Source organism: uncultured Kriegella sp., from assembly GCF_963975415.1.
Lineage (GTDB): Bacteria > Bacteroidota > Bacteroidia > Flavobacteriales > Flavobacteriaceae > Kriegella.
Window position 1 is genome coordinate 191,828 of the sequence record NZ_CAXBGN010000005.1, and the last position, 25,980, is coordinate 217,807.

The window sequence follows — 25,980 nt, forward strand, 5'->3', positions numbered from 1 at the left end:
AGTACAATGAAAGACTTGTAAGGTTCAGGAGCATAAATACAATCAAAAGAGATACGCTAATATGATTTCAGTACAAAATATCACAAAAAAGTATGGTAATCAGGTTGTTCTGAATATAAGTGATTTAGAAATAACCAAAGGTCAAAGTTTTGGTCTTGTGGGCAATAATGGTGCAGGAAAGACAACTTTTTTCAGCCTTTTGCTAGACTTGATTCGACCATCCACAGGGCATATTACCAATAATGGTATTCAAATAGATATTAGTGAAGAATGGAAACCTTTTACCTCTTCATTTATTGATGAAACATTTCTCATAGGATATCTCACTCCTGAAGAATATTTTTATTTTATCGGGGAACTGCGAGGTCAAAATAAAGCAGATGTTGACGCCTTATTGGCCAATTTCCAAGATTTCTTTCACGATGAAATATTGGGGCAAAAGAAGTATTTGCGCGACCTTTCGAAAGGAAACCAGAAAAAAGCAGGTATCGTGGCTTCATTTATCGGCAATCCTGAAGTTATTATTTTAGATGAACCTTTTGCCAATCTTGACCCTTCAACTCAAATTCGGTTGAAAGCAATTATTAAAGACTTGGCCGCACAACAAGAGGTTACCGTTTTGGTTTCAAGTCATGACCTTATTCATGTTACCGAGGTTTGCGAGCGCATTGTTGTTTTGAATAAGGGCGAAATTGTAAAAGATATTCAAACTTCGACTGAAACACTTCGTGAGTTGGAAAGTTTCTTTGCGGGATAGCAATAGGGTGTTTAAAAAATCAAAACAAATGTCATTGCGAGCGGGGTGAAGAAATCTGCTACTTGATTATTAAAAAAGGATAAATTATTGCTTCTCGTCTCATAAACACCTGAGATATAAGACTTTTTAAACACCATCTTAACGATTATCCTCCTTGATTCATAGGAGTGAAGAAAAATTCTTCCCTTACGATTTTTCCGTTTTCTACTTGGTATAGACAGATTTCTTCCATAGTACTTCGAGGTGCTCCTTTAAAGGTGATGTCCATTTTCATGGAGCATGTGAAAAATTTATCGGCAACCAAAGGTCCGGAGATTTCCATTCCGTGCATTTCTTCTACCATATTGTTGAATTGTTCGGTCTTTTGTAAAACGGATTCTAACCCCCTTACTTCTTTGGTCGGTGCCCCGTCCGGTTCAATACTAACGATGTCATTCGAATAAAGTTCGTTGATGGCCTCGCTAAATTTCCCCTGTTTGCAATAGGCTACTAAAGTGTTTGCGACTTCTTGTGTTGTCATAATTGTTTGTTTTTGCCCTAAAGGTATCTCAGGGTCAGGTTAATACTAATTCTATGTGATCAAAGCGGTATTCAGATAACTGTTTAACGGTCTAATTTTTTCAAAATAACCTAAAATAAATTGCGAAAGGTTATCTGAGGAATAATGGTCTTGTAATGGAAACTCAGCCATGGCATAGAACTGTTTGTTATACATCAATGCCGTTTTTTCGGCGGAATCTAGCAAGCCTTTGTCCAACCGTTTTGATTTTTCTCCCTTTAGCGCTGAGAATGCCGTTTTAAAATCTTTGGATGAGATAATTTTTAGAAAGGCATCGGTGTCTTTTGCAATTTTTTCCCTAACGATTTTAAGGTGCTGAGGTTGGAGCATAAACAGCCCTCCTCCTACATGTACCTTATCGGAGTCGATTCCCAGATAGTAGCCTGGGTAGATCGATTTTTTTCCTTGTGGCGAAAATCCAGCTTTCATAATTAAATGATAGGGAGACTTATCTTTTGAAAATCGAATGTCTTTATTAATTCTGAATACCGCTTTTTTGGGATCCGATAGAATGCGGTCATCCCATTCCATTAATTGAGGTATCAATCCGTTAAGAAGATTTAAAAAGGGCTTCTTTACATCCTGCTCGTACCACTTTTTGTTGGCGTAAAACCATTCTTTATTGTTATGATTCGAAAGTTCTTTAAAAAAGGAGGTATAGGCTGAGGTGATCATAGTTCATTTGGTTTAGCGTGGCAGTGCCTTATGTGCCCATGCAATAAGATTTTCATCAGCGTTCAAAATGGCGTCTGGAATAGAAAAATAAAGCAACATTAGATTTTTTGTTCGAATTTTATGAGCTCTAAGGCCTTTGAGGTAAGAGCCATCCATTTATGATGATCGGTATATTTTACTTCGTACCAGCCTAGCAATGGACCCCTCTTTTTAAAAGGGTTGAATTCGTGGAGTGGTACATCTAATTCTTGCAAGGGATAATTTTTCCCTAATTTAAAAACCATGGTGTTCCTTCGGGAGAAAAAGGCAAAAACCTTGTTTTTATAATGTATGGCTGGAGAACTCATCATTTTACCCTCGGTAACCTCTGGGTCGGTCTCGCAAAATGTATTCCTGATGTCTATAAATAGCTCCAGCTCCATCAATGGCCTTTTATCCCTATCTCAAAGCTACAGCATACGCCACAATTCACATATGGGTAAATCAGTCACTTAGGGGGGTTGATTGTGCCAAAAAAGAAATGTATTTTTGAGTAAATCATCCCTAATGATGGAAAGAACAACGACCACTCAAGAGAACCACTAGCAGTTGTTCGGACTAAAAGTTTAAACAAACTCATAAATAATAAGGACTTAAACACATGAAACACGTAAGCATTCTTGTGCCGAGAAGAAATGCCATCCTTAGCAATGTGGTGGGTCCTTTTAAGGTTTTCTCCGCGGCTAATCAATTTTTGAAACAGACCGGTCAGCGCAAAACCGACTTTTTTGATATTCATCTGGTCGGATTGGAAAAGGATATGATATTATACGATGGCGCCTTTAGCATTCATTGCAATGCCACTATCGATACCATTGAAAAAACGGATCTGATTCTTATTCCTGCCGTAAAACCCGATACCTTGTTGGAATGCATTCAAGAAAATGCCGCGGCTATCCCTTGGATAAGAAAGCAAAGAAACTGGCATAAGGCAGAGGTGGGCAGTATGTGTTTAGGTGCATTTGTTTTGGCGGAAACCGGTCTGGTAGATGGAAAGCAATGTGCAACGCATTGGGCGGGTATGGATCTATTTAGACAGCTGTATCCTCAAGTAAATTTGGTATCACATAAAGTGGTGACCGATGAAGGTGGAATTTACACTAGCGGCGGGGCCTATTCTTTTCTCAATTTGATGTTGCATCTTGTCGAGAAATATTGTGGAAGGGATACTGCCATCTATCTTTCAAAATTGTTTGAGATAGAGATTGATCGGGTCGACCAAAACCAGTTTGCCATTTTTCAGGGACAGAAAAACCATGATGATGAAGTCATAAAAGAAGCGCAGAGCTATATCGAAAGCAAAGTTTCCGAAAAGATATCCGTAGAAAAGTTGGCGTATAGATATTCCATCAGCCGAAGAAACTTTGTTCGGCGTTTTAAAAGGGCTACTCAAAATACGCCGCTTGAGTATATACAACGTGTAAAAGTGGAAGCTGCGAAGAAAAGTCTTGAATCGACACAACAAAATGTGAATGAGGTCATGTATCAGGTCGGTTATACCGATCAAAAAGCTTTTCGTAAGCTTTTCAAAAAATACGTAGGATTATCACCTATTGTATACAAAGGGAAATACAATAGAGGCCTTTCGAGCGCCAAAAGACAAACGGCCTGGTAATCTTTTTGGTATTATGGTAAAACAGTGGTTCCAACTTTTTAGTCGGTTTTCTAATGGAATGACTGACCTCAATTATCACAAGGAGGCGATAAAAGACTGAAAATTGGCGATAAAATCCTTAATTTTTGAGTTTTAGGTGTTACACTCAAAGTCATGAGACCAATCGGTTTGTAAATCACCAACAGATCTAAGCTCGTGACGTTTTTAATTTTATCGACCAACTACATAATAATCCCGTTCTTTTTCAGTTAAGTTTAAGTACGCATATATACCATCTTGAAGGCTAATTATAAACTTATCATTTTTTCGATTCTTGGGGGCATCGTTTTAAACGCTTGTTCTACCAAAAAAGATGCATTTTTAAATCGTAATTGGCATGCGCTAAATACCAAGTACAACGTATTGTACAATGGCAACATCGCTTTTGAAGAAGGTCGGGAATCGTTGAACACAAATTATAAAGACGATTATTGGGAAGTGCTGCCAGTTGAACGTCTTGAGGTAACTGAAGATATCAAGCTCGATTCAGAAGATAATAATCCGAATTTCATTATCGCAGAAGAAAAGGCGACAAAAGCCATACAAAAGCATAGTATGGATATCAAAGATGAAGAGCGCAATCCGCAGACCGATGAATCTTTTCTGTTGTTGGGTAAAGCACGCTATTTCGATCAGCGTTACATGCCGGCACTTGAGGCATTTAATTACATTATCAATAAATATACTTATAGCGACAAACTGAACGAAGCCCATATTTGGCGTGAAAAGGTGCATATTAGGTTGGAGAATGAAGAATTGGCCATCAGAAACCTAAAGCGCCTAATGAAGTTCGAAAAACTGAATGATCAAGATTACGCTGATGCTAGGGCTATGATGGCACAGGCCTATATCAACTTAAAGGTCATCGATACGGCGGTGCAACAATTGAAGATTGCTTCGTACTATACTAAAAAGAATCCGGAGAAAGGAAGGTATTACTATATCATTGGACAATTGTACAACCAATTGGGTCATAAAGACAGTGCCAATTACGCTTTCGATAGAGTCATAGACTTGAACAGAAAATCGCCTAGGGTGTATATGATCAATGCCGAAGTCGAAAAAATACGTAATACTGAAATTACAGATGAAAACAGTGAAGAACTGTTGGCATATTTGACAAATCTTGAAGAGAATAGGGAAAACCGCCCCTTTTTGCATACGATTTATAGACAATTGGCAGAATATCATTTAGAACAAGAATCTGATAGTCTCGCATTGTTGTATTTCAACAGGTCGTTACGGGCAACCCAGAACGAACCGAAGCTAAATGCGTTGAATTACGAAAATTTGGCTGAATATAATTTCGATCAAAACAGTTATAGGGCTGCAGGTGCTTATTATGACAGTGTACTTGGTAATTTACCGGAAAACACAAAAAAATTCCGTGATGTAAAAAGGAAACTTGATAATCTCGAAGATGTTATCCATTATGAAGATGTAGTGCATTATGCCGACAGTGTGATTACATTATACAAAATGAACCCCGATGAACGAGTGGCTTATTTTGAAAATCATATTGCAGAAGTTAAACGAGTAGACGAAGCTGCGAAGAAGAAAGACGAAGAGCGGCAATCTGCAGGTTTTGCGGCTTTTGGGGAAACCAAGGGAGGAAAAGAAAATAAGGGTAAATTTTACTTTTATAATATTACGGCACTGGGTTACGGCAAAACTGATTTTGTTGGTAGATGGGGAAATCGTCAGTTGGAAGACGATTGGCGTTGGAGTACAAAAAGTAAATCTTTGCCTGCTGATATTTCGGAAGGCGCTGTGGCCGTTGCAGCTGACGCGACCAGTGAGCCCGTAGGCGATGAGAAATATTCGCTCGATTTTTATATGGATAGAATTCCCAGTGATGTCTCGATAATCGATAGCTTACATTCCGAACGGAATTTTGGCAATTATCAGCTAGGGTTGATTTACAAGGAAAAATTTAAGGAAAACATGTTGGCGGCCGGAAAGTTGGAAGAAGTGCTTGCGGCCAACCCGGAAGAGCGTCTAATACTTCCCTCCAAATATAACTTGTACAAAATATATGAGGAAGAAGGAAGCCCGCTGATGGCTGGTATGAAAGCGAATATTATTCAAAACCATCCTGATTCGCGATATGCTGAAATTTTATTGAACCCCCAAGCCGTTTTGGCCGATAATTCCGATAGTCCTAATGCGCGTTACGCCGAACTATATAAAAAATATAGTAATCAAGATTTTTTAACGGTTATCACTGAATCCGAGGAGAACATAAGTAAATATACGGGAGATCCGATCGTACCCAAATTTGAAATGCTAAAGGCTAATGCCATCGGCAGGTTGCAAGGTTACGAGCCCTTCAAGGAGGCGTTGAATTATGTGGCTTTGACCTATCCGAACAACCCTGAAGGTAAAAAGGCCGAACAGATGGTGGCAGAACAATTGCCAAAATTGGAGCCCAAAGAATTTTCTCAAGAAACCGATTCAAAAGGCGCAGGTAATTGGAAAGTTGTATTTCCTTTTAAACGGTATAATGACGAGGTCGCTTCGCGCCTTATGAAGGTGCTGGAAGAGTCAATCGAAGAGTTAAGGTATAAAAATGTAGTGTCAAAGGATATTTACAATTTGGAAGATGAATTTGTGGTAGTGCACGGATTCAAATCTAAGGATTTTGCCTTGGGCTACGCTGAGTTGTTAAAAATTAACAAGGATTATAGAGTTGACAATGAGAATTTTGTAATTTTATCGTCCAATTATAAAACTATTCAAGTACATAAAAACCTACAAGAATATAAAAATCAAATTTTAACCCCAAAACCATGAAAAATGTTTTCAGATAACAAAAAACCAAGAACTATGAGCGAAATAGGAGGACAACCCAACAGAATCGAAAAGAATACTAAGATCAAAGGAGAAATAGTTTCCGAAGCTGATTTTAGGATTGACGGAAAATTAGACGGTAATTTAAAAACATCCGGAAAGGTCGTTATTGGAAAAGACGGTTATATCAAAGGTAAAGTAGAATGTGTCAATGCCGATATAGAAGGAAGTTTTAACGGTGAGCTTTTGGTGTCCGATTTGCTTTCCCTTAAATCATCGGCAGTAATCGAGGGCACGGTAACTGTGACCAAATTGGCCGTTGAACCTGGGGCTACTTTTAATGCCTCATGTGCTATGAAAGGTAAGGGTGGGGCTAGTAGTGTAGGTTCTGGCATGGCCTCTTCAAGTGGATTCAAAACTTCTATGAGCTCCAGTACTAAGAATGAGCCAGCAAAAGCCTCGTAAGAACAATAATGTAAAGAACGTAGCAATACTTTCTGGTATTGCCTTTGAAATGGGTGCCATTATATTTTTGGCGGCCAAAGGAGGCATTTGGCTAGATGACCATTACCACAACGAAAAACGTATTTTTACAGCTATTGCCACACTTTTGGGTGTGGCAATTTCTATTTGGTTAGTTTTGCGACAGTTGAAACGAATTAAATATTGATGACCAAAGTAAATCCGATTCTTTTCTTTCTTCTTGTTATAGTCGCACTACTGCTGCTTGTTTTTGCGATACATGTTGTCATTCTCGAAAACTTGGGCCTTGAAAAGTACGGTGATAAGATTGTACTGTCTTATAGTATTAATTTTCTCCTAGCTGCGACAATTTATATTGGTCTTTATAGCCTTCGAAACCGACTAAAAACCCAAATTGGATTTATATTCATGGCAGGCAGTTTTTTGAAATTCTTATTCTTTTTCATTCTTTTTTACCCTGACTATAAGGCAGACGGCGAAATTGATACCAGCGAATTCACGGCGTTTTTTATTCCCTATCTTATCGGTCTCGTCGTAGAAACCATTTTTACGGCTAAGATGCTTCAAAAAATGGAATAATTCGGGATTCCTTAAGGCCTTAAAAATAAACCTCTAAAATGCTTTTTTCTTTTTAAGAGAATACCGTACATTTGCACCGATTTTTAGAGACCGATATTTTAGAGCGACATGCGAATAACCTTCCTTTTTAAATTAATTCTGACTGCCGCACTTTTTTTTGGCAGCAATACTTTCGCCAAAGAGAATGATTCCGAGCCGGCCAAAGACACGAAAGCCGAAATCAAGGAATACATACAACATCACCTTCAAGATTCCCATGATTTCAACCTCTTTTCAAGTACCGATGAAAGCGGGAAAGTACACCATTATGGTTTTCCTTTGCCTGTTATTTTATGGGACGACGGTTTAAAGGTGTTCTCTTCCTCTGAATTTCACCATGGTGAGACTGTGGCTGAGGTTGATGGTAGTCACTATAAGTTGTATCATAGTAAAATATATAAGACCGATGCAAACGGAACGATTACTTATGATGAAGAGCATCATCCTACCAATGTACGACCGTTAGATTTCTCTATAACTAAGAGTGTGGTTATGATGCTGGTTACCGGGCTACTGTTGATTTGGTTGTTCAGTAGTCTGGCAAAAAGTTACGCTAAGAACGGTGCTATTCCTAAAGGTGCGGGTCGGTTCTTTGAGCCTATCGTGCTCTATATTCGTGACGATATAGCAATTGCCAATATCGGTGAGAAAAAATATAAGCGGTATATGCCCTTTCTGTTGACAGTATTTTTCTTTATTTGGTTTTTGAATATGTTCGGTTTGACTCCGCTTGGTGTTAATGTAACGGGCAATATTGCGGTAACTACGGCTTTGGCGGTAATTGTATTTTTGATAACAAATTTTACCGGAACCAAAGATTACTGGAAACATATTTTTGATCCCTTGGGTGATGGTATGCCATGGTTCGGTAAACTGATTATTTACATTATTCTTGTTCCGATAGAAATTTTAGGAATGTTTATAAAGCCCTTTGCGCTATTGATTCGTTTGTACGCGAACATGACTGCTGGGCACGTTGTATTGATGAGCTTGATTGGCCTAATATTTATTTTCAAGAGTTGGGTGGGAGGTCCATTATCGTTTGGTCTGTCTTTTGCCATTTCAATGATTGAGTTGTTGGTAGCTTTGTTGCAAGCTTACATCTTTACCATGTTGGCCGCTTTGTATTTTGGTTTTGCTTCCGAGGAGCATGATCATGACGATGAGCCCGAATTAGCACATTTATAAAATAGTAACCTATTGCTGAGCTTAAATATAGAAGGCAATAGTATAGTTTGAATGTTTAATTTTTAATATATATTTTATGGAAATTCCAAGTGTAATAGGTGCAGGTTTGGCCGTTATCGGTGCAGGTATCGGTATTGGTATGATCGGTGGTAAAGCTATGGAGGCTATTGCTCGTCAGCCCGAAGCCTATGGTAAAATTCAAACAGCGATGTTGATTGCAGCGGCGCTTATTGAAGGAATTGGTTTTGCCGCAATTTTTGCTGGATAAGCCAAAACAAAATGAGCAGTTGTAACGGTTGGTTGCAACTGCTTATTATTATCTTATTGAACATTGAAATAACCTTTAAAGATACCCGTCAGAGCGGGCATTGATATGGACAAACTAGTAAACGACTTTTCATTCGGACTTTTCATTTGGCAAATAGTACTGTTTGTACTTTTACTTTTCTTACTACGTAAATTTGCGTGGAAACCGATACTCAATGCGGTGAATGACCGTGAAGAGGGCATAAAGAAGGCCTTGGCCTCAGCAGAAGAGGCTAAAAAAGAAATGCAGAACGTTACTGCCGACAGTGAAAGATTGTTGAAAGAGGCACGAGCAGAGCGAGAGGCGATGCTTAAAGAGGCACGTGAAATAAAGAATAAGATGATCGCTGATTCTAAGGAGCAAGCGAAAACCGAAGGCGATAAAATGATCAAGCAGGCTCAGTCAGCTATTGAGAGTGAGAAGAAAGCTGCTGTCGCCGACATCAAGAATCAAGTTGCGGAGCTTTCAATAGAAATTGCAGAAAAGGTAATCAAAGAACAATTGTCAAATAAAGACAAGCAGTTAAAGCTGGTTGATGATTTGTTGGGCGATATTAAATTGAACTAATCTCTGATGAACGATTCTAGAGCAGCTACACGATATGCCAAGGCTATTTTAGACCTTGCCAAAGAAAATAAGGCCACCGATGCTGTCGAGAGTGATATGCGGTCGGTGATGGCTACAATTTCCGATAGCAAAGAGCTAAGGTCCATGTTGGCGAGTCCTGTCGTAAAAAGTGAGGTCAAAAAGAAATCCTTGACGGCTATTTTTAAGGGAGGCCATAACATTACAAATGGCTTGATCAACCTATTGGTCGACAACAAGCGTATTAATATGCTGAACGAAGTTGCGCTCAAGTATTGCATATTAAGTGAGCAATTAAAAGGAAAAGATGTGGCCTTTGTTACCACAGCGATTCCTTTGACCCCGGCATTGGAAAAGAAAGTTTTAAAACAAGTTGCTCAAATAACGGGCAATGAGGTAACCTTGGAAAATGTCATTGATGAAAGTATTATTGGTGGGTTCGTACTTCGTGTAGGTGATTTACAATACGACGCCAGTGTTGCCAATCAATTGGGTGATTTAAAGAGAGAATTTACAAACAGTCTATAAATAACAACTGAGATTAAAGATGTCTATCGTCTTACGTCTAAAGTCTAACGTCTAGAACAAATGGCAGGAGTAAAAGCGGCTGAAGTATCAGCAATTTTAAAGGAACAATTATCAGGATTTAAAACCACCGCAACATTAGATGAGGTGGGTACCGTTTTACAGGTAGGTGATGGTATCGCTAGGGTTTACGGATTGGCGAATGCCCAATATGGTGAATTGGTCGAGTTTGAAGGCGGACTTGAAGGTATCGTTCTTAACCTTGAGGAGGATAATGTTGGTGTGGTTTTGTTGGGTCATTCCAAAGAAATTGGAGAAGGCGCAACCGTAAAACGAACACAACGAATTGCCTCCATTAATGTTGGTGAAGGAATCGTAGGTCGTGTTGTAAATACATTGGGAGCTCCGATAGATGGTAAGGGCCCTATTGCTGGAGAAACTTACGAAATGCCTTTGGAGCGCAAAGCGCCCGGGGTTATTTTCCGTGAGCCTGTGACCGAACCACTTCAAACAGGTATCAAAGCTATCGATGCCATGATTCCCGTGGGTAGAGGTCAAAGAGAGTTGGTTATTGGTGACCGTCAAACCGGAAAAACTACGGTTTGTATCGATACCATCTTGAACCAAAAAGAATTTTACGATGCAGGAGAACCTGTATACTGTATATATGTGGCTATTGGCCAAAAGGCATCTACGGTTGCCGGTATCGCCCAAACCTTAGAAGATAAAGGGGCATTGGCCTATACGACCATTGTTGCTGCAAATGCATCCGATCCTGCACCAATGCAGGTATATGCACCTTTTGCGGGGGCTTCTATTGGAGAATATTTCCGAGATACGGGCAGGCCCGCTTTGATTATTTATGATGATTTGTCGAAACAAGCGGTTGCTTATCGTGAAGTATCTCTTCTTTTGAGAAGACCACCAGGGCGTGAGGCTTATCCAGGTGATGTATTCTATCTTCATTCCAGATTATTGGAGCGAGCGGCAAAAGTCATACATGATGACAATATTGCTAAGAATATGAATGATTTGCCCGATGTATTGAAGCCCATGGTAAAAGGTGGAGGTTCTTTAACGGCGCTTCCCATTATTGAAACACAGGCAGGTGACGTTTCGGCGTATATTCCAACCAATGTGATTTCTATTACCGACGGACAAATATTCTTAGAGCAAGATTTGTTTAACCAAGGTGTGCGTCCGGCGATTAACGTTGGTATTTCGGTATCTAGGGTTGGGGGTAATGCCCAGATCAAGTCAATGAAAAAAGTGGCAGGTACCTTGAAGTTGGATCAAGCGCAGTTCCGTGAACTGGAAGCATTTGCAAAGTTTGGTTCTGATTTGGATGCAGCTACCTTGAATGTTATTGAAAAAGGTCGTCGTAACGTAGAGATATTGAAGCAGGCACAAAACGATCCGTTTACTGTTGAAGATCAGGTTGCTATTATATACGCGGGTTCTAAAAACCTGTTGCGTGATGTACCTGTAGAAAAGGTAAAAGAATTCGAAAGGGATTATATCGAATTTTTGAATGCGAAGCATAGAGATGTCTTAGACACCTTAAAATCTGGAAAATTGACGGATGAAGTTATCGATACTTTAACGGCAGTAGCTAAAGATCTTTCAGGGAAGTACAGAAATTAGTTTAAGTGAGGATAGCATAAAGTATTGAGCATCAGTATTGGGTAAAAAGCTAGGTTTGATTTATTTTATGCTTTGAGCTCATTTCTAAATACTATAAAGAATGGCCAATTTAAAAGAAATACGTAACAGAATAGCATCGGTATCTTCGACCATGCAGATTACCAGTGCCATGAAAATGGTATCCGCTGCAAAGTTGAAAAAAGCACAAGATGCTATCACAGCAATGCGGCCGTATGCAGATAAGCTGACCGAATTATTGCAGAGCCTGAGTGCTAGTTTAGATGATGATTCGGGTAGTAAGTTCTCAGACAATAGAAGCGTTTCAAAGGTCTTGGTGGTAGCCATCACCTCAAATAGAGGTTTATGTGGTGCTTTTAATAGCAATATCATAAAGCAGAGTATAGTTTTGGCTAATGAGACCTATGCCGACAAGCAAGTTGATTTTATGGCCATTGGAAAGAAGGCTAATGATATTCTTGGAAAGAAACACACGATTATAGCCAATCACAGTGCCGTTTATGATGATTTAAACTTTGATAATGTCGCTGCAATCGCAGAAGATTTAATGAACAAGTTTACCTCTGGCGCTTATGACAGAATAGACATCGTTTATAATAAGTTTAAAAACGCGGCGACTCAAATTGTAATGACAGAGCAATTCTTGCCAATCGTTCCCGTCGAAGATGACGCAAGCGGAAATGGTGATTATATCTTTGAACCAACCAAGATTGAAATCGTCGAAGAATTGATACCGAAGTCGCTTAAAACACAATTGTATAAGGGAATACGAGATTCATTTGCCAGTGAGCATGGTGCAAGAATGACGGCTATGCACAAGGCGACCGATAATGCTACAGAATTGAGAGATCAGTTAAAACTAACATATAATAAGGCGCGACAGGCCGCGATTACCAATGAGATTCTTGAAATTGTTGGTGGTGCAGAGGCATTAAATAATTAAATGGCACCTTTGGCTGAACCCAGTCTAAACGCAACTTATCGTTTACGAATATAGAATTTAAAGCCTCACAGCAATGTGAGGCTTTTTCATTATTTCCAATCCATATGGTTTTGTGGGTGATTACTTTTTTAAAGCTGTAATTTTCAGATAAAATAAAATCTGCAATGATATTTGAGCGAACTCCTTGGTTAAACTAAGCTAAAGAATGCTAAAGTGGGCCAGTACTATCCCAACCGGCTAGATCAATAGAATAAGGGCATTGGAAAGTATTTATCCATCAAACATAAGGGAGAAATTCATTCGAAAGCTTGTTTATTTCACTGTTTTTCCGATTAAATATGGGAAAGGTTTTTTAGCGCATTGATGTAGATTTTGACAGCAAGTTAAAGGGTTTTAATATTAGAATTTAAATACGCAATAGAGGGCTTTTCCCAATTTGATGTTTGAAGTTCTTTGTTAATAGTTTCCTTTAGAGCTTCTTAAATTGGTGATATTCTTCTGAAAGTCATAGCTGTTTTTGACAATTCTACAGGTTTTGTCCCACAACGTTTTGGACTTGAGCACGAAGATGGTCAGGTTACGTTTATGCAAAAGGTTTCCGTTCGCTTAGTAACAAATTCTATTGTATAACCAAGGTCTTTTCCGATGTATCGGTAAAATTCCCTCCTGCCGCAGAATAGCTCGTTGTTATTTTTACCGAGAGCTCCGTACCTGCTGGATAATCGATGCTCCATTCCAGAATATATAGCTTTCGAAGTTGCCCGTTGATTATCTTATAAAGTTCTGCAATGTCGTTCCCCGTAGGGGCATGATAAAAGCGCCCTCCGGTTTCATCTGCCAGTGACTGTAATACATCTTGTCTGGCATTTCCGAAACCGACAGTATAGATGGGAATGGCCAAACTCTTTGATTTCTCAATAAGATTCGGTAACGAAATAGAAGAGGCGTTGTCACCTCCATCGGTAAAACCAATAACTAGGGGAAGTACATTGCTTAGTTGGTTGGCCTGATCTAAACCAAGTTCACAAGCACTATAAAAAGCTGTAGACGAACCAATGTAAGGGTTAATGTCAATAGCATCGGTAAGTAAGGTCTTATCAGCGGTAAATGGCTGTACCTCTTCAACACTAGACGCGAATTTTATCACCGACAATTGATCGGCGTCGGCCTTCAGGTTTATAAAGCTACGTAGGGCTTCTTCCATATCGATGATGTCTCTGTTCGACATACTGCTTGAATAGTCTAATGTGGTAGAAGCTGCTAGGGGCGCGCTATTGCTTTGGTCAAAAACAGTTAGTGCAATTCTATTTTGATCAACTTGTTCAATGTTGGCATTGGCCAACATTTCGACTTCGTAGTTCCCTAAAGTGAATTGTTCCAAAGGTTTGCCTTCTTGATCTGTAACCGATAGTAATACTTTTAGTGAATTTCCAGATTGTGAAATCTCTACCCTTGGTATTGTTGTTTCAATTTCAGTCGTTGTATTGTCGTTTAAGTTCTCGAAGGCTGTTTCTTTAGATGCGGAATCATCATCCTTATTGCAACTTGAAACTAAAAAAAGAAAAAGAATAGTACAAAGCGAATTGAATAATTTGTTTTTCATGATAGTGCGTCTTTTGGTTCTATAGCAAACCTAGAACCAACCGAAGATAATTCCTTACGGGTTCCCATAACTATCTGAAATAAAGGTGTTTTTTCGGTTATCGTAGGAATAAACTGGATGAAATACATCATTTAAACCGTTTCAAAATTTTCGTCAAAGCCACCAACGGCCTTACATTTTTAGCCCTTAATCTAGTGTTCGGGTTTTATAAAGATCAATACTCCTCGCCAACATGAAGATTTTTTTGGACAACCTTTTGATAACGCCCAAAGTTCGGGGTTGATAAAATATTTAAAATGCCATTAGGGGAAGTGAACCGAAAATCATGCAACCTCATAAACCAATATATGGCATCATTATTTCAAACAAATAAACAAACTTTGTTTCAAGCCCATAAATAGGTACTTTTGAACATAAATCGGTGCCCTATTGAATCCGCTCAAAAAACTCTTTAAGCAAACGGCCATCTATGGTCTGGCCACGGTGCTTCCGCGAATGATTTCTTTTTTGCTGGTCAGGGTGCATACCGATGCAATGCCCCCGAACATCTATGGAGAGCTGGCCGTAATATTCGCATATTTTGCAATGTTCAATGTGGTTTTGGCTTATGGAATGGAAACCGCCTTTTTCCGGTTTTATAGTAAGTCAAATAACAAGGAAACGGTGATTTCTACCTCTTTGATTTCCATTTTAGTTTCTACGCTTTTGTTTATGGTTTTGGCTTTGGTGTTTCAAGACGGCATGGCTTCCTTACTGAATATTAGTCCGAAGTACATAAAATACGTCATTTTTATACTTTCCTTAGATGCTTTGGTAATCATTCCCTTTGCGTGGTTAAGAGCCAACGAACGCCCGGTGAGGTATGCCATTATCAAAGTTTTGAATGTGGTTATTAATTTCGGTTTAAATATATTTTTCCTACTGATACTACCACGCATTGTTACCGAGAATCCCAATAGCATTTTTGCTTGGATGTATGAACCGAATTATCAAATCAGTTATATTATAATTGCCAACCTCGTTGCTAGTGGGGTAACGCTCTTACTAATGTTGAAGCCCTACACAAGCAGTACCTATAATTTTAATATTGATTTGTGGAAACAAATGATGAAATATGCGCTTCCGGTATTGGCAGCAGGTGTGGCTTTCACGATAAATGAGGTATTCGATAGGGTAATGCTCGAGGCTTTATTGCCCGAAGATATTGCTGACAAACAGGTTGGAATGTATAATGCCTGTGTTAAATTGGCGTTGTTTATGACCTTGTTCTCTACCGCTTTTCGTATGGGAATAGAACCTTTCTTTTTTAGCCACGCGGGCACTGAAAACCCGCAAAAGGCCTATGCTCAGATTACGAATTACTTTGTAATCTTAGGAAGCGTTATTTTATTAGGTGTGGTAGTCTTTGCCGATGTATTGAAAGTTTTGTTCGTCAAAAACCCTGCCTATTGGGATGCCATGTCTGTAGTACCCCTTATACTTTTGGCAAGTTTCTTCTTGGGAATCTATCACAACCTCTCTGTTTGGTACAAGGTGACTGATAAAACTCGATACGGGGCGTTAATTTCGGTAATCGGGGCAGTTGTAACTATTTTTATTAATTATGCCTTTATTCCCAGTATTGGTTATATGGCTTCTGCCATTGCTACGGTGATGGCCTATGGTACTATGATGGTGCTTTCTTACTATTTGGGAAGGTCGCGTTATCCTATACCATATAATTTCAGAAAAATCATTTTTTACCTTTCCGTTTCTATTTTATGCTCCGTTCTGTCGTTTTATGTATTCAACAGAAGCCTTGTCTTAGGGATAATATTGCTTTTATTGTATTTAGGGTTGGTTTATAAAATGGAAAGTACCATGTTGAAAAGCATATTTTTGGGAGGAAAAAAAGTTCGAAACTAATAAGGCAATCCGAAGAAAGAACCAATATCTGAATAAGACCAAACGTTAAATGATAAGGGATTATGCTTTTTTAATTTAAATTCATGTTTTCAAAATCATCAATACAGTTGTCATAGTAATACTGCATTAAAACCTAATTAAGTATGCAAATAAACATCATCAACAATTCGGCACATGATTTGCCGCAATACGAGACAATGGCCTCTGCCGGCATGGATCTTCGAGCCAATATTTCGGAATCAATTACGTTACAACCTTTAGAGCGGGCCATTGTCAAAACAGGGCTGTTTATAGAACTTCCTGTAGGTTTTGAGGCTCAGGTGCGACCAAGAAGTGGTCTTGCAGCCAAAAAGGGCATTACGGTGCTCAATGCTCCAGGAACGATCGATGCAGACTATAGAGGGGAAATCGGTGTTATTCTGGTGAATTTATCTAAGGAGCCTTTCATCGTTGAAAATGGGGAGCGTATTGCCCAACTCGTTATCGCCAAACACGAACGTGCCGTTTGGGAGATAGTTCAAGAATTGTCGGAGACTTCGAGAGGCCAGGGAGGATTTGGGAGTACCGGGGTCGGATAAATGTTTACTCTCGACATAAACACTAAAATGCTGCAATGAGGAGTGTGTTTCTTTACCTTACTTTTTTATTGGGATTGTTTCTAATCCCTGGAATAGGGTATGCACAAGAACAAGAAATGGAAATCGAGGAGAGTGCCGAGGTTTCCCTAGAGGAATATTCCGATGCATTTCAAGAGAATTTTTTTGATGCCCTTAAACAAAAAGGTATTGAAAACTACGACAAGGCAATTACCCTTTTACTACAATGCAAAGAGCTCGATGCCGACAACAGTGTGGTAGATCATGAATTGGCCAAGGCTTATTTGGAAGACAAACAATTTATGATGGCACAAGAATATGGTGTTGAGGCCCTGGTTAACGAACCGGCCAATCTATGGTATCTCAACACACTGGTTCAAATTCTTGATAAGCAGGGTGGCGCTGTTGAAAATATAAAATCGAACATTCCTTTTGACAATAATAAACTGAAAGAGAATTTAGCCTTGATTTATTTCAAACAAAAGAAGTATGAAAGTTCATTGGCCTTATTGAAGCTCTTGAAGAGTACCGCTTTTACCGAAGACCTTACCGCAAAAATTAGCGATTCGCTCGAAAAGAAGCGGGAGAACAATGAAAATAGAAAAGTAGTGTCCGCCACTAATGGCAGTAGCACAGATCCGTTGGAACGCTATAAAAAACGAGTAGATGACCTTATGGTCATTGATAGCTTTTCATTGCTTGAGACCGTATCATTGGAAGCCTTGGAGAGCTATCCTTCACAACCCTATTTTTATTTTGCCCAAGGGTATGCCCTTAATAAAATGGGCAAGCACAATGAAGCTGTCGAGGTGTTGGAGGCGGCACTTGATTATTTGTTGGATGATGTTCCGCTTTCCAATAAAATTTATGCGGCATTGTCAGATGCTTATTCCTCTCTCAATAACACTTCCAAGGCAAATATGTATCTTCGTAAGATAAAACCCGGATTTTAAAGTATGGTTAAACTATTTCGAGGCATGTTAAAATACATGCGATTTGTCGTTTTTGCAATGCTTGTAATTTCCTGTAAATCGACTAAAGTTGTTCGAGATGGCACTTTGGATGATAAGTTGTCGGCCAAGGCAATTATTCGAACACACTACCAAAACCAGGTAAGTTTTAAAACTTTGAGCGGAAAGATGAAAATCGATTATTCCGATGGGGAATCTTCCCAAGGGGTATCGGTGAGTTTTAGGTTGGAAAAGGACAAAGCTATTTGGATGAGCGCACCTTTGGGTATTGTCAAAGCTTATATTACTCCAGAACGGGTTAGTTTTTACAATAAACTGCAAAATGAATACTTTGACGGTGATTTTTCATATCTAAATAATCTTTTGGGTACAGAACTGGATTTTAACAACGTACAGAACCTTTTATTAGGTGATGCCTTATTCGATTTAAGAAAGGCTAAGTATGACGCTTCGGTTTCTGGTGGCAACTATCAGCTAAAGCCAAAAGATCCGATGGTGTTGTTCAAAACAATGTTTCAAATTGAGCCGAAAAATTTTAAAGTGGTTTCCCAGCAACTTTCACAGCCTTTAAAAAAGAGGCTTTTGCAAATCAACTATACCGATTATCAGAAAATTAGCCGATGGATATTACCTCAATCGGTGGCAATTGCCGCAATAGAAGGAGAGAAGCGAAATATCATCGATATCGAATATCGGAACATCGAATTTAATCAGTCTTTGACTTTTCCGTATAAAATACCGAAAGGTTTTAAAGCGATAGTGTTAAAGAAAGATGATTTATAGGAAGCTACATATTGCCTTTGTCAGCGTGGTCGCCTTTTTCTTGATGTGTGCTGATTTGCAAGCACAGACTGAGGAGCAAAGAACACTTGAAATCAAAAGGGAGCAGCTTCAGAAGGAAATAACCGAAATCAACCGGTTACTATTTGCGGAAAAAAAGGAGAAAGGAACAGTTCTGGATCAGATGGAGGCTCTAGATAAGAAAATGAGCGTCAGGCAACAGCTGATTAATGTTACCAATCAACAATCAGCCTTGTTGAATAAGCAAATTAATGGCAATATATCAAGTATTTCCAAACTTCGGGGAGATCTAAAGGAGCTTAAGAACGAGTACAGCTTGATGATACGGAAGTCGTATCAAAATAGTTCAAAGCAGAGCCGTTTGATGTTCTTACTTTCTTCTGAAAACTTCCTTCAGGCCTTTAAGAGATTACAATATATGAAGCAATACGCGGATCATCGCAGGGAGCAAGGGCAACAGATTGTTGTTAAAACTGATGAATTGACGCAATTGAACAGGGAGCTTACGGTTCAGCGAAAGGAGAAAGAGTTGCTAATAGCCGATAACCAAAAGGCAAAGGCTCAGATGATGAAAGAAATGAAAGATCAAAAGGCGCTATTGGGAAGTATAAGAAAGAATGAAAGTAAATATGTTTCTGCTATTAAGAAGAAAACGAAGGAGTCAAAGGAAATAGAGCGACAAATTGATAAGCTGATTCGAGATGCGATTGTGTCGGCAAATAAAAATACGGGAAAGAAAGCGCTTAGCGCAAGTAAATTCGTGTTGACACCGGAAGCAATGTTAGTGGCCAATAGTTTTTCCGCCAATAAAGGAAAACTTATATGGCCCGTTGAAAAAGGAATCAAGAGCCAGGGGTTTGGTGTTTATAGTGATGCGGTCTATCCTGGAATCAAACACGAGAGTAACGGTGTTATTATAACCACGGATCAAGGAGCTAAGGCAAGGTCTATTTTTAAAGGTGAGGTAATTGCAATTCTAGCAGTGCCCGGCGGAAATAAAGGTGTTTCAATAAAACATGGAAACTATATAAGTACCTATTATAATCTTTCTGAACTTTTTGTAAAAAAAGGGGACAAAGTCTCCACGAAAACAGAGTTGGGAACCATTTATACCAATCGGTTCAATGGTCAGACACGCCTAAAATTTTACCTCTATGAAGACACTTCTAAGCTGAACCCGGAAGAATGGGTATATCAGCTGTGAATATGGCGTTAACACAAGATAAAACGTCAAACGAAAAGCTAAAAACCGATGTTACCTACTTATCCTTGATTGCCCATAAACAAAGCTTTTAGTTCTGTTGCTTCGTTTGGCTTCATTTTACCCGCCAATACCAAACTTAGTTGCTTTCTACGCAGGGCGGCGTCATATCGTTCTTTTTCCAAATCGGTTTCCGGTTCCAGTGGAGGCACTTCCGTTGGCTTGCCCTTTTCGTCTACGGCTACAAAAGTGTAAATGGCTTCATTGGCCTTGCTTCTAGTGCCGTTGTTGCGATCTTCCATCCAAACATCAATATAGACTTCCATTGAAGTTCGAAACGCTCTTGAAACGGCTGCGTCTACCGTGAGTACGCTTCCTAGAGGAACGGATTGGTTGAAGGCAACATGGTTAACAGAAGCGGTAACTGTTATACAACGACTGTGGCGTCTCGCGGCAATGCTGGCAGCCCTATCCATTCGGGCAAGTAATTCTCCCCCGAAAAGGTTATTTAACGGATTCGTTTCACTTGGTAGTACCATATCTGTCATGATAGTACGCGATTCTTTGGGATGTTTGGGCTGCATAAATGTTTTTTACAAAGATAACGGTGTAATACCGGTATATAACCTGAATGCTTAAAGAAAAAAGAAGTAAGTGTTATTTTACAGATAACAACCACGCATCCTTTGACTGGCTGCGTTTAATTTCACGAAGCGAAACCAACGCCTGTTCCGTATCGGTAAAGCTGTCATAGGTAACCATGTGCAGGCCGAAAGGGTTAGTGCCTAAATATGAAGCATCGTATCCGAGGGCTTTCAACTGCTGTATTTTTTTATCAGCATTCGTTTTGTAGCGAAAGGCTCCGGCCACAATATGGTGTGTTTTTTGAACTTTAGTTTTGGTTTTCGAGGTGACATCCAAATTAATTGCAGGCAATTCCATCGGGGCCGTATTGAAAAAAGTAGCTTCCTGTATTTGTTTGGATACCTGTTCCTGAGCCTCCTCCCTTGCCAATTGGTCGTTATTTTTGTTTTCGTTGTAAAGTCGTAGTCCGGTAAACCCGGTCGATACTGCTAACAAAATGACAGCGGCATACTTTAGATAGGACCTAGAATTCTGTTGTTCCCTTTTCTCAGGAGTAATAATAAAGGGGATTTTTTCCTCGAGTTCAACAACTTCTTTCTTCAAAATTTCCCTTGTTACGGGAGTTAAAGTGAAAGATGATAAACCAAAAGAAGCCGTGAGGTAATTAATTTTGGTTATAGGTTGAAATTGCGTTTTTCCTTCGTGGTTCAACCAAAGTTCTCCGATGTCTGGTAACCTTAGGCGTTCTCCATTGGCCATTTGCCGTTTCCATTCTTCAGCAGCAGCGCTAACTTTTTTAAGCATTTCCTCATAGGAAATCTTCTCGATACTAGCCATATGAGAAACCAATAGCCCATCGTTCGAAGTAAGCTGACTATTAAAAGATAGTGTCTTTGAAGGAGGGTAAAAAGTATTGGTGGATTGGTTTATTTTCGATGATTTTAACTGTGTTAAAAATGCACCAAATTCAGGTACGACCACACAATTATACCGATACAAAAGCTCTACTATATAGTGTTCTAATCCCATTGCATACAAATATCACTAAAAAAGATAGTGCGATAAAAGCACTTTGGCGACTTTTTATTAACATATTATTTGTTGTATTTTGTGGATAACTATGATGGCTTCACAACTCGCTAAAGAAGAACTGATTGCGCTGTTGCGATTACAGAATGTCCCTAATATTGGAGATGTAATCGCTAAAAAATTAATTGCCCATTGTGGAAGTCCAGAAGCTGTTTTCGAAGATAGGCGTAGACAACTACTTAAAATCGATGGAATTGGAACTTACACGCTTAAGGGGCTTTATGATACCGAACATCTAGAGGCAGCGGAGGCCGAATTTGATTTTATTAACCACAATGATATTGGCTTTTCCTATTTTATGGATGAAGACCATCCGGCCTATTTAAAACATTGTGTCGATAGTCCAATAGTATTATTTAAAAAGGGCAATATTAATCTTAAGGGAAGAAAAATAATCAGTGTTGTCGGCACGCGGAATATTACGAGTTATGGTATAGCCTTTTGTGAAAAGTTTATAGAAGAGATTGCACCATTAAATCCTGTTATCGTAAGTGGTTTTGCCTATGGCGTAGACATTTGTGCCCAAAGAATGGCTGTTAAGCATGGCTTGCAAACGATAGGCTGCCTTGCACATGGTTTGAATCAAATGTATCCCAAGATACATTCAAAATACCAAAGGGAAGTAGAGAAAAATGGAGGGTTTTTAACGGAATTTTGGAGTTCGAGTAAACCGGATCGCGAAAACTTTTTGAAACGTAATCGTATCATTGCCGGGATGAGCGAAGCTACGGTGGTTGTCGAATCGGCCGAAAAAGGAGGGAGTCTGGTTACTGCAGATATTGCCAATAGCTATAATCGTGATGTGTTCGCAGTTCCTGGGCGCGCAGGCGACAAGTTCAGTATGGGGTGCAATAACCTTATCAAACAGCAGAAGGCGCACATGATTACCTCAGCTGCTGATTTAATCTACCTACTTGATTGGGAGGTTGGAAACCAAGAAACCAAAACTATTCAAAAACAGTTGTTCGTTGAATTGGATGAAACCGAAAAATCTATCTATGCGTATTTACTACGGGAAGGGAAGCAATTGTTAGATAGTATTGCCCTGGAATGCCAATTGCCTGTTTTTAAGGTTTCATCAACCCTTTTGACCATGGAAATGAAGGGAGTTATTCGACCTTTGCCAGGTAAATTATTTGAGGCAATATGAAGACAGACTTTCCTTGGTACCATGACCAAATCAATACTTTATTTTAAAAAATAGTCCTTCCAGACCAACCAAACATATCATAGGAATAAATAGAAGTACAAACCAGTCGGTATGTAAACTCTAAAGTAAAGCTTGAAATGATTCGTTTTGTGTCCGTTGGTCCTCGAACAAGGAAAAGCATCCGAAAACGAGAGTTAATCTTACGGAAATTCGAAACAGAGGAGCAACTGGTTGGTCTGTTTTTTAAATAAAGTATCTTTGCCAAAATTTTTTGACATTTAATTTATTTTTAATATCCGTCTTACCAATGAACAAGAACCTTATCGTATTAATGGCATTTTTTATATGCGTTACCAGCCATGCTCAAAAAAAGAAAGATTTAATAAATGAAGTCGCCAATCTAAAGTCTGAAACTGCAGCATTGCAGACAGCATTAGATGCTTTAAAAAAGTCAAACGAGGTCAATCTTGAAAATGATTTTCATAAGTTCAGTTATGCTTTTGGGGTGGTTATGACCAATAACTTGAAAGCAGTAGGTTTTGATTCTTTACCCTATAATGTGATTGCGGTAGCTATAGAAGACGTAATGAAGGGAGATGAGAAGATTACGGTGGAAGAGGCCATGGGTATTGTGCAAAACAAGTTTCAAGAAATGCAGGAAGCCGAAGCGAAAGAAAAGAGTGCCGAAGGAGAATTGTTTTTAGCTGAAAACGCCAAGAAGCCCGCGGTAGTTACTACTGAAAGTGGCTTGCAATATGAAATTCTAAAAGAAGGCAAGGGTGCCATTCCTCAAAGTACGGATCAGGTAAGTGTACATTATACTGGAATGTTGATAGATGGAAAAATATTCGACAGTTCGGTGGAACGTGGTGAACCTGCTAATTTTAGCGTGACCGGTGTGATTCAAGGGTGGCAAGAAGCGCTACAATTAATGCCGGTAGGCTCAAAATGGAAAGTGTATGTACCTCAAGATCTTGGTTATGGGCCACGCGGGGCCGGTAACGGAATGATTCCTCCCTATGCTACTTTGATTTTTGAAATGGAATTACTTTCAATCGAAGGGCAGTAAACAATACCAATTGGACATTTTTTGGAATCCTATTCGATATTTGGATTCATCTTGAGCCCATATAAAGGTTCAAATGAAGATAAAGAACTTAAAAATTACACGATGTAGTTGGAATGTTTTCAAACTATCAAGTCTGTTTTTTATAATTTGTAGGATATATTCTTCAGTTTTTTGCATTTCACGGGTAAAAATAACCCACAAGCCTTGAGAGTGGTCATTGAAATAGTCTTGTAGCTTTCTAAGACCGATCAGGTGGTTGGTTTTGTCACCATGGCAGGTGGTTTTTTTAGTCTTGGGATATAAATCGCATTTTATACGAGGTCGCGGCTATTTCTAGTATAGTGCTATAAATGTATTCACAGACCAGTCGTTGACCTTCAAGATTGATTAAATCTATTGTGTCTTCAGGGGTGTGGTACTGTGGGTGACCGCCTGTGTGAATTCCTAAAACTGAAATTCCTTTTTTGTAAAAGGACACATGATCCGAACCACCTACCGAACCGGCATGAACCACTGGATTCAACCCGTTTTGATTTCCTAAATTTTTCATGAGCTCAACACCATTGGGAAAAGTGCCTGCACCACCCATATACACTTGTTTGGCATCGTTCAATCTTCCCACCATGTCCATGTTGATCATTAATTTTATTTGGGAAAGGGGCACTGGAGGGTCCTCAACAAAATTCTTGCTTCCTAAAAGGCCTTGTTCTTCTGCGCCGAAGGCAACTAAGAGAACGCTTCGCTTTAAAACGTTTTTTTTACTCGCAAGCTTTTCGGCGATTTCGAGAAGGGCCGCCGTGCCGCTAGCGTTGTCATCGGCACCATAATGAATTGCGTTTTTCTTATCTGATTTTGAAGAAGGGCCTCCGAGTCCTAAATGATCGTAATGTGCGCCCAAAACTACATATTCATCTTTTAGTTTGGGGTCGTTCCCTGGTAATACGGCAACCACATTCCAAGTTTTCGAAACCGGTTTGTCAACAGTCTTCCGTTCGGTTCGCAGTTGTGCTTTAAACGGCTGTTTATACGATTTTTTGAACGGAAGCGCACCGACCGTTTTAAAAGCTTTTTGAATATAGCGAACTACCTTTTTGTTTTTAGTACCACCTGGATATCTTCCAGCGTTCGCATCGGAAGTTAAAAAGATAATATGCTCTTTGAGTTCATCTTTGGTGATTTCCGTTTGGGAAAAAACAACACCCCCCCATAGAAGAAGTAAATTATAGCAAATAATGCGTTTCATAAAACCATTTGAATCAATAACCTAATTTTTCACGAACCCGTTCCAATACCCCATTAGCTACCTTTTGGGCTTTTTCGGCACCTAAGGTCAGAGCGTTGTCAATTTCGTCCACATGATTCATGTAATAATCGAATTTTTCACGGGCCTCACCAAATTGTTCAACAATGAGTTCATAGAGCGCTTGTTTGGCATGGCCATAGCCATAGTTGCCATTTTCGTAATTCGAACGCATTTCAGCAATCTGTACCTCCGAAGCTAGAATCTTGTAAAGGGCAAACACGTTGTCCGTATCAGGGTCTTTGGGGTCTTCCATGGGCGTGCTATCGGTTTGTATGCCCATGATTTGTTTGCGTAGTTTTTTATCGGTTTGAAATAAACTGATCAGGTTTCCCCTGCTTTTGCTCATCTTTTCGCCATCGGTGCCTGGTATGTACATGGTTTCCTCTTGTACTTTGGCATCCGGCAGTACGAATGTTTCACCCATTTGCGCATGAAAACGAGAAGCGACGTCCCGGGTTATTTCCAAATGCTGTAATTGGTCTTTCCCTACGGGAACAATATCGGCATCATATAGCAAAATATCCGCAGCCATTAACATGGGGTAATTGAAGAGCCCCGCATTTACGTCTTCCAAACGGCCAGCTTTGTCTTTAAACGAATGGGCAAGTGTCAGGCGTTGGTAGGGAAAAAAGCAGCTAAGGTACCACGCAAGTTCGGTTGTTTGAGGCACGTCGCTTTGACGATAGAAAACGGTTTTTTCAATATCAAGTCCGAAGGCAAGCCATGTGGCCGCAATCGCATAGGTGTTGTTACGTAAAGTTGTCCCATCTTTTATCTGCGTTAGCGAATGCATATCTGCAATAAAAAGAAAGGATTCATTTTTTTGGTCTTTTGCCATTTCAATTGCAGGCTTTATGGCCCCCAAAATGTTTCCCAAATGTGGTGTGCCCGTACTTTGTATGCCTGTTAGTATTCGTGCCAT

General features: G+C 39.5%; 27 protein-coding genes. 19 read left to right on the forward strand and 8 right to left on the reverse strand.

Annotated features, from left to right (window positions below; translation table 11 throughout):
- Positions 1 to 61 precede the first annotated feature (61 nt).
- On the forward strand, positions 62 to 757 hold the full coding sequence (locus AACZ88_RS13130; RefSeq protein WP_339711056.1) for an ABC transporter ATP-binding protein: 696 nt from the start codon (positions 62 to 64) through the stop codon (positions 755 to 757).
- A gap of 145 nt (positions 758 to 902) precedes the next feature.
- Here the strand turns inward: AACZ88_RS13130 and AACZ88_RS13135 are convergent, their stop codons facing one another.
- The 3 genes from AACZ88_RS13135 to AACZ88_RS13145 all read right to left on the reverse strand — a co-directional run bounded on the left by AACZ88_RS13135 (position 903) and on the right by AACZ88_RS13145 (position 2,413).
- Positions 903 to 1,277: a SnoaL-like domain-containing protein gene (locus AACZ88_RS13135; RefSeq protein WP_339711058.1), complete on the reverse strand. Its 375-nt coding sequence runs from the start codon at positions 1,275 to 1,277 to the stop codon at positions 903 to 905.
- 51 nt (positions 1,278 to 1,328) lie between these two features.
- On the reverse strand, positions 1,329 to 1,991 hold the full coding sequence (locus tag AACZ88_RS13140; protein ID WP_339711060.1) for a DUF2461 domain-containing protein: 663 nt from the start codon (positions 1,989 to 1,991) through the stop codon (positions 1,329 to 1,331).
- Between the two features lie 98 nt (positions 1,992 to 2,089).
- Positions 2,090 to 2,413 (reverse strand): hypothetical protein, encoded by a 324-nt coding sequence (locus tag AACZ88_RS13145; protein ID WP_339711062.1) that lies wholly within the window; start codon positions 2,411 to 2,413, stop codon positions 2,090 to 2,092.
- A gap of 218 nt (positions 2,414 to 2,631) precedes the next feature.
- Here AACZ88_RS13145 and AACZ88_RS13150 point away from each other — a divergent pair, with 218 nt between their 5' ends.
- From AACZ88_RS13150 to atpG, 11 genes are all read left to right on the forward strand, one after another.
- The gene (locus tag AACZ88_RS13150) at positions 2,632 to 3,645 is read left to right on the forward strand and encodes a helix-turn-helix domain-containing protein (RefSeq protein WP_339711063.1); all 1,014 of its coding nucleotides are present in this window, start codon (positions 2,632 to 2,634) and stop codon (positions 3,643 to 3,645) included.
- Between the two features lie 276 nt (positions 3,646 to 3,921).
- The gene (locus AACZ88_RS13155; RefSeq protein WP_339711065.1) at positions 3,922 to 6,477 is read left to right on the forward strand and encodes a hypothetical protein; all 2,556 of its coding nucleotides are present in this window, start codon (positions 3,922 to 3,924) and stop codon (positions 6,475 to 6,477) included.
- A gap of 3 nt (positions 6,478 to 6,480) precedes the next feature.
- Complete coding sequence (locus tag AACZ88_RS13160) at positions 6,481 to 6,939, forward strand: polymer-forming cytoskeletal protein (protein WP_339711067.1); 459 nt, start codon at positions 6,481 to 6,483, stop codon at positions 6,937 to 6,939.
- Positions 6,917 to 7,144 (forward strand): AtpZ/AtpI family protein, encoded by a 228-nt coding sequence (locus AACZ88_RS13165; RefSeq protein WP_339711069.1) that lies wholly within the window; start codon positions 6,917 to 6,919, stop codon positions 7,142 to 7,144. Before AACZ88_RS13160 ends, AACZ88_RS13165 begins: the two co-directional genes overlap by 23 nt.
- Positions 7,144 to 7,536: a DUF6168 family protein gene (locus AACZ88_RS13170; protein WP_339711071.1), complete on the forward strand. Its 393-nt coding sequence runs from the start codon at positions 7,144 to 7,146 to the stop codon at positions 7,534 to 7,536. Before AACZ88_RS13165 ends, AACZ88_RS13170 begins: the two co-directional genes overlap by 1 nt.
- Before the next feature lie 108 nt (positions 7,537 to 7,644).
- Positions 7,645 to 8,763, forward strand: a complete 1,119-nt coding sequence (gene atpB / locus AACZ88_RS13175; RefSeq protein ID WP_339711073.1) for a F0F1 ATP synthase subunit A — start codon at positions 7,645 to 7,647, stop codon at positions 8,761 to 8,763.
- A 76-nt stretch (positions 8,764 to 8,839) separates the two neighbouring features.
- Positions 8,840 to 9,031 carry an ATP synthase F0 subunit C gene (atpE, locus tag AACZ88_RS13180; RefSeq protein ID WP_089889166.1) on the forward strand — a complete coding sequence of 64 codons (192 nt, stop codon included), beginning with the start codon at positions 8,840 to 8,842 and terminating at the stop codon, positions 9,029 to 9,031.
- A 105-nt stretch (positions 9,032 to 9,136) separates the two neighbouring features.
- A complete protein-coding gene (locus AACZ88_RS13185; protein ID WP_339711081.1) occupies positions 9,137 to 9,637 on the forward strand; it encodes a F0F1 ATP synthase subunit B in 501 nt (166 codons plus the stop codon).
- 6 nt (positions 9,638 to 9,643) lie between these two features.
- Positions 9,644 to 10,183: an ATP synthase F1 subunit delta gene (gene atpH / locus AACZ88_RS13190; RefSeq protein ID WP_339711084.1), complete on the forward strand. Its 540-nt coding sequence runs from the start codon at positions 9,644 to 9,646 to the stop codon at positions 10,181 to 10,183.
- Positions 10,184 to 10,243: 60 nt separating this feature from the next.
- The gene (gene atpA, locus AACZ88_RS13195; RefSeq protein ID WP_339711086.1) at positions 10,244 to 11,824 is read left to right on the forward strand and encodes a F0F1 ATP synthase subunit alpha; all 1,581 of its coding nucleotides are present in this window, start codon (positions 10,244 to 10,246) and stop codon (positions 11,822 to 11,824) included.
- Between the two features lie 100 nt (positions 11,825 to 11,924).
- The gene (gene atpG, locus AACZ88_RS13200) at positions 11,925 to 12,785 is read left to right on the forward strand and encodes an ATP synthase F1 subunit gamma (RefSeq protein ID WP_339711089.1); all 861 of its coding nucleotides are present in this window, start codon (positions 11,925 to 11,927) and stop codon (positions 12,783 to 12,785) included.
- A 619-nt stretch (positions 12,786 to 13,404) separates the two neighbouring features.
- Here atpG and AACZ88_RS13205 read toward each other — a convergent pair.
- On the reverse strand, positions 13,405 to 14,388 hold the full coding sequence (locus AACZ88_RS13205; RefSeq protein ID WP_339711091.1) for a VWA domain-containing protein: 984 nt from the start codon (positions 14,386 to 14,388) through the stop codon (positions 13,405 to 13,407).
- A gap of 429 nt (positions 14,389 to 14,817) precedes the next feature.
- Between AACZ88_RS13205 and AACZ88_RS13210 the strand changes: the two genes are divergently transcribed.
- From AACZ88_RS13210 to AACZ88_RS13230, 5 genes are all read left to right on the forward strand, one after another.
- Positions 14,818 to 16,293, forward strand: coding sequence for a polysaccharide biosynthesis C-terminal domain-containing protein (locus AACZ88_RS13210; RefSeq protein WP_339711093.1), 1,476 nt, complete (start codon positions 14,818 to 14,820; stop codon positions 16,291 to 16,293).
- A gap of 143 nt (positions 16,294 to 16,436) precedes the next feature.
- Positions 16,437 to 16,871 carry a dUTP diphosphatase gene (dut, locus tag AACZ88_RS13215; RefSeq protein ID WP_339711095.1) on the forward strand — a complete coding sequence of 145 codons (435 nt, stop codon included), beginning with the start codon at positions 16,437 to 16,439 and terminating at the stop codon, positions 16,869 to 16,871.
- A 35-nt stretch (positions 16,872 to 16,906) separates the two neighbouring features.
- On the forward strand, positions 16,907 to 17,842 hold the full coding sequence (locus AACZ88_RS13220; RefSeq protein ID WP_339711096.1) for a hypothetical protein: 936 nt from the start codon (positions 16,907 to 16,909) through the stop codon (positions 17,840 to 17,842).
- Positions 17,843 to 17,845: 3 nt separating this feature from the next.
- Positions 17,846 to 18,643, forward strand: coding sequence for a DUF4292 domain-containing protein (locus AACZ88_RS13225; protein WP_339711098.1), 798 nt, complete (start codon positions 17,846 to 17,848; stop codon positions 18,641 to 18,643).
- Positions 18,633 to 19,865 carry a peptidoglycan DD-metalloendopeptidase family protein gene (locus AACZ88_RS13230; RefSeq protein WP_339711100.1) on the forward strand — a complete coding sequence of 411 codons (1,233 nt, stop codon included), beginning with the start codon at positions 18,633 to 18,635 and terminating at the stop codon, positions 19,863 to 19,865. Before AACZ88_RS13225 ends, AACZ88_RS13230 begins: the two co-directional genes overlap by 11 nt.
- A 59-nt stretch (positions 19,866 to 19,924) precedes the next feature.
- Here AACZ88_RS13230 and AACZ88_RS13235 read toward each other — a convergent pair whose 3' ends face one another.
- Together AACZ88_RS13235 and AACZ88_RS13240 are read right to left on the reverse strand one after the other, a co-directional pair.
- Positions 19,925 to 20,446 carry an acyl-CoA thioesterase gene (locus AACZ88_RS13235; RefSeq protein WP_339711102.1) on the reverse strand — a complete coding sequence of 174 codons (522 nt, stop codon included), beginning with the start codon at positions 20,444 to 20,446 and terminating at the stop codon, positions 19,925 to 19,927.
- A gap of 73 nt (positions 20,447 to 20,519) precedes the next feature.
- Positions 20,520 to 21,476: an SPOR domain-containing protein gene (locus AACZ88_RS13240; RefSeq protein ID WP_339711104.1), complete on the reverse strand. Its 957-nt coding sequence runs from the start codon at positions 21,474 to 21,476 to the stop codon at positions 20,520 to 20,522.
- A 94-nt stretch (positions 21,477 to 21,570) separates the two neighbouring features.
- Here AACZ88_RS13240 and dprA point away from each other — a divergent pair, with 94 nt between their 5' ends.
- Both dprA and AACZ88_RS13250 read left to right on the forward strand, forming a co-directional pair.
- The gene (gene dprA / locus AACZ88_RS13245) at positions 21,571 to 22,686 is read left to right on the forward strand and encodes a DNA-processing protein DprA (protein ID WP_339711501.1); all 1,116 of its coding nucleotides are present in this window, start codon (positions 21,571 to 21,573) and stop codon (positions 22,684 to 22,686) included.
- Positions 22,687 to 22,993: 307 nt separating this feature from the next.
- Positions 22,994 to 23,755, forward strand: a complete 762-nt coding sequence (locus tag AACZ88_RS13250; protein WP_339711107.1) for an FKBP-type peptidyl-prolyl cis-trans isomerase — start codon at positions 22,994 to 22,996, stop codon at positions 23,753 to 23,755.
- 286 nt (positions 23,756 to 24,041) lie between these two features.
- On the opposite strand, the gene AACZ88_RS13255 is transcribed toward AACZ88_RS13250, so the two are convergent.
- Together AACZ88_RS13255 and trpS are read right to left on the reverse strand one after the other, a co-directional pair.
- A complete protein-coding gene (locus AACZ88_RS13255) occupies positions 24,042 to 24,998 on the reverse strand; it encodes a M20/M25/M40 family metallo-hydrolase (RefSeq protein WP_339711110.1) in 957 nt (318 codons plus the stop codon).
- A 13-nt stretch (positions 24,999 to 25,011) separates the two neighbouring features.
- Positions 25,012 to 25,980, reverse strand: coding sequence for a tryptophan--tRNA ligase (gene trpS / locus AACZ88_RS13260; RefSeq protein ID WP_339711112.1), 969 nt, complete (start codon positions 25,978 to 25,980; stop codon positions 25,012 to 25,014).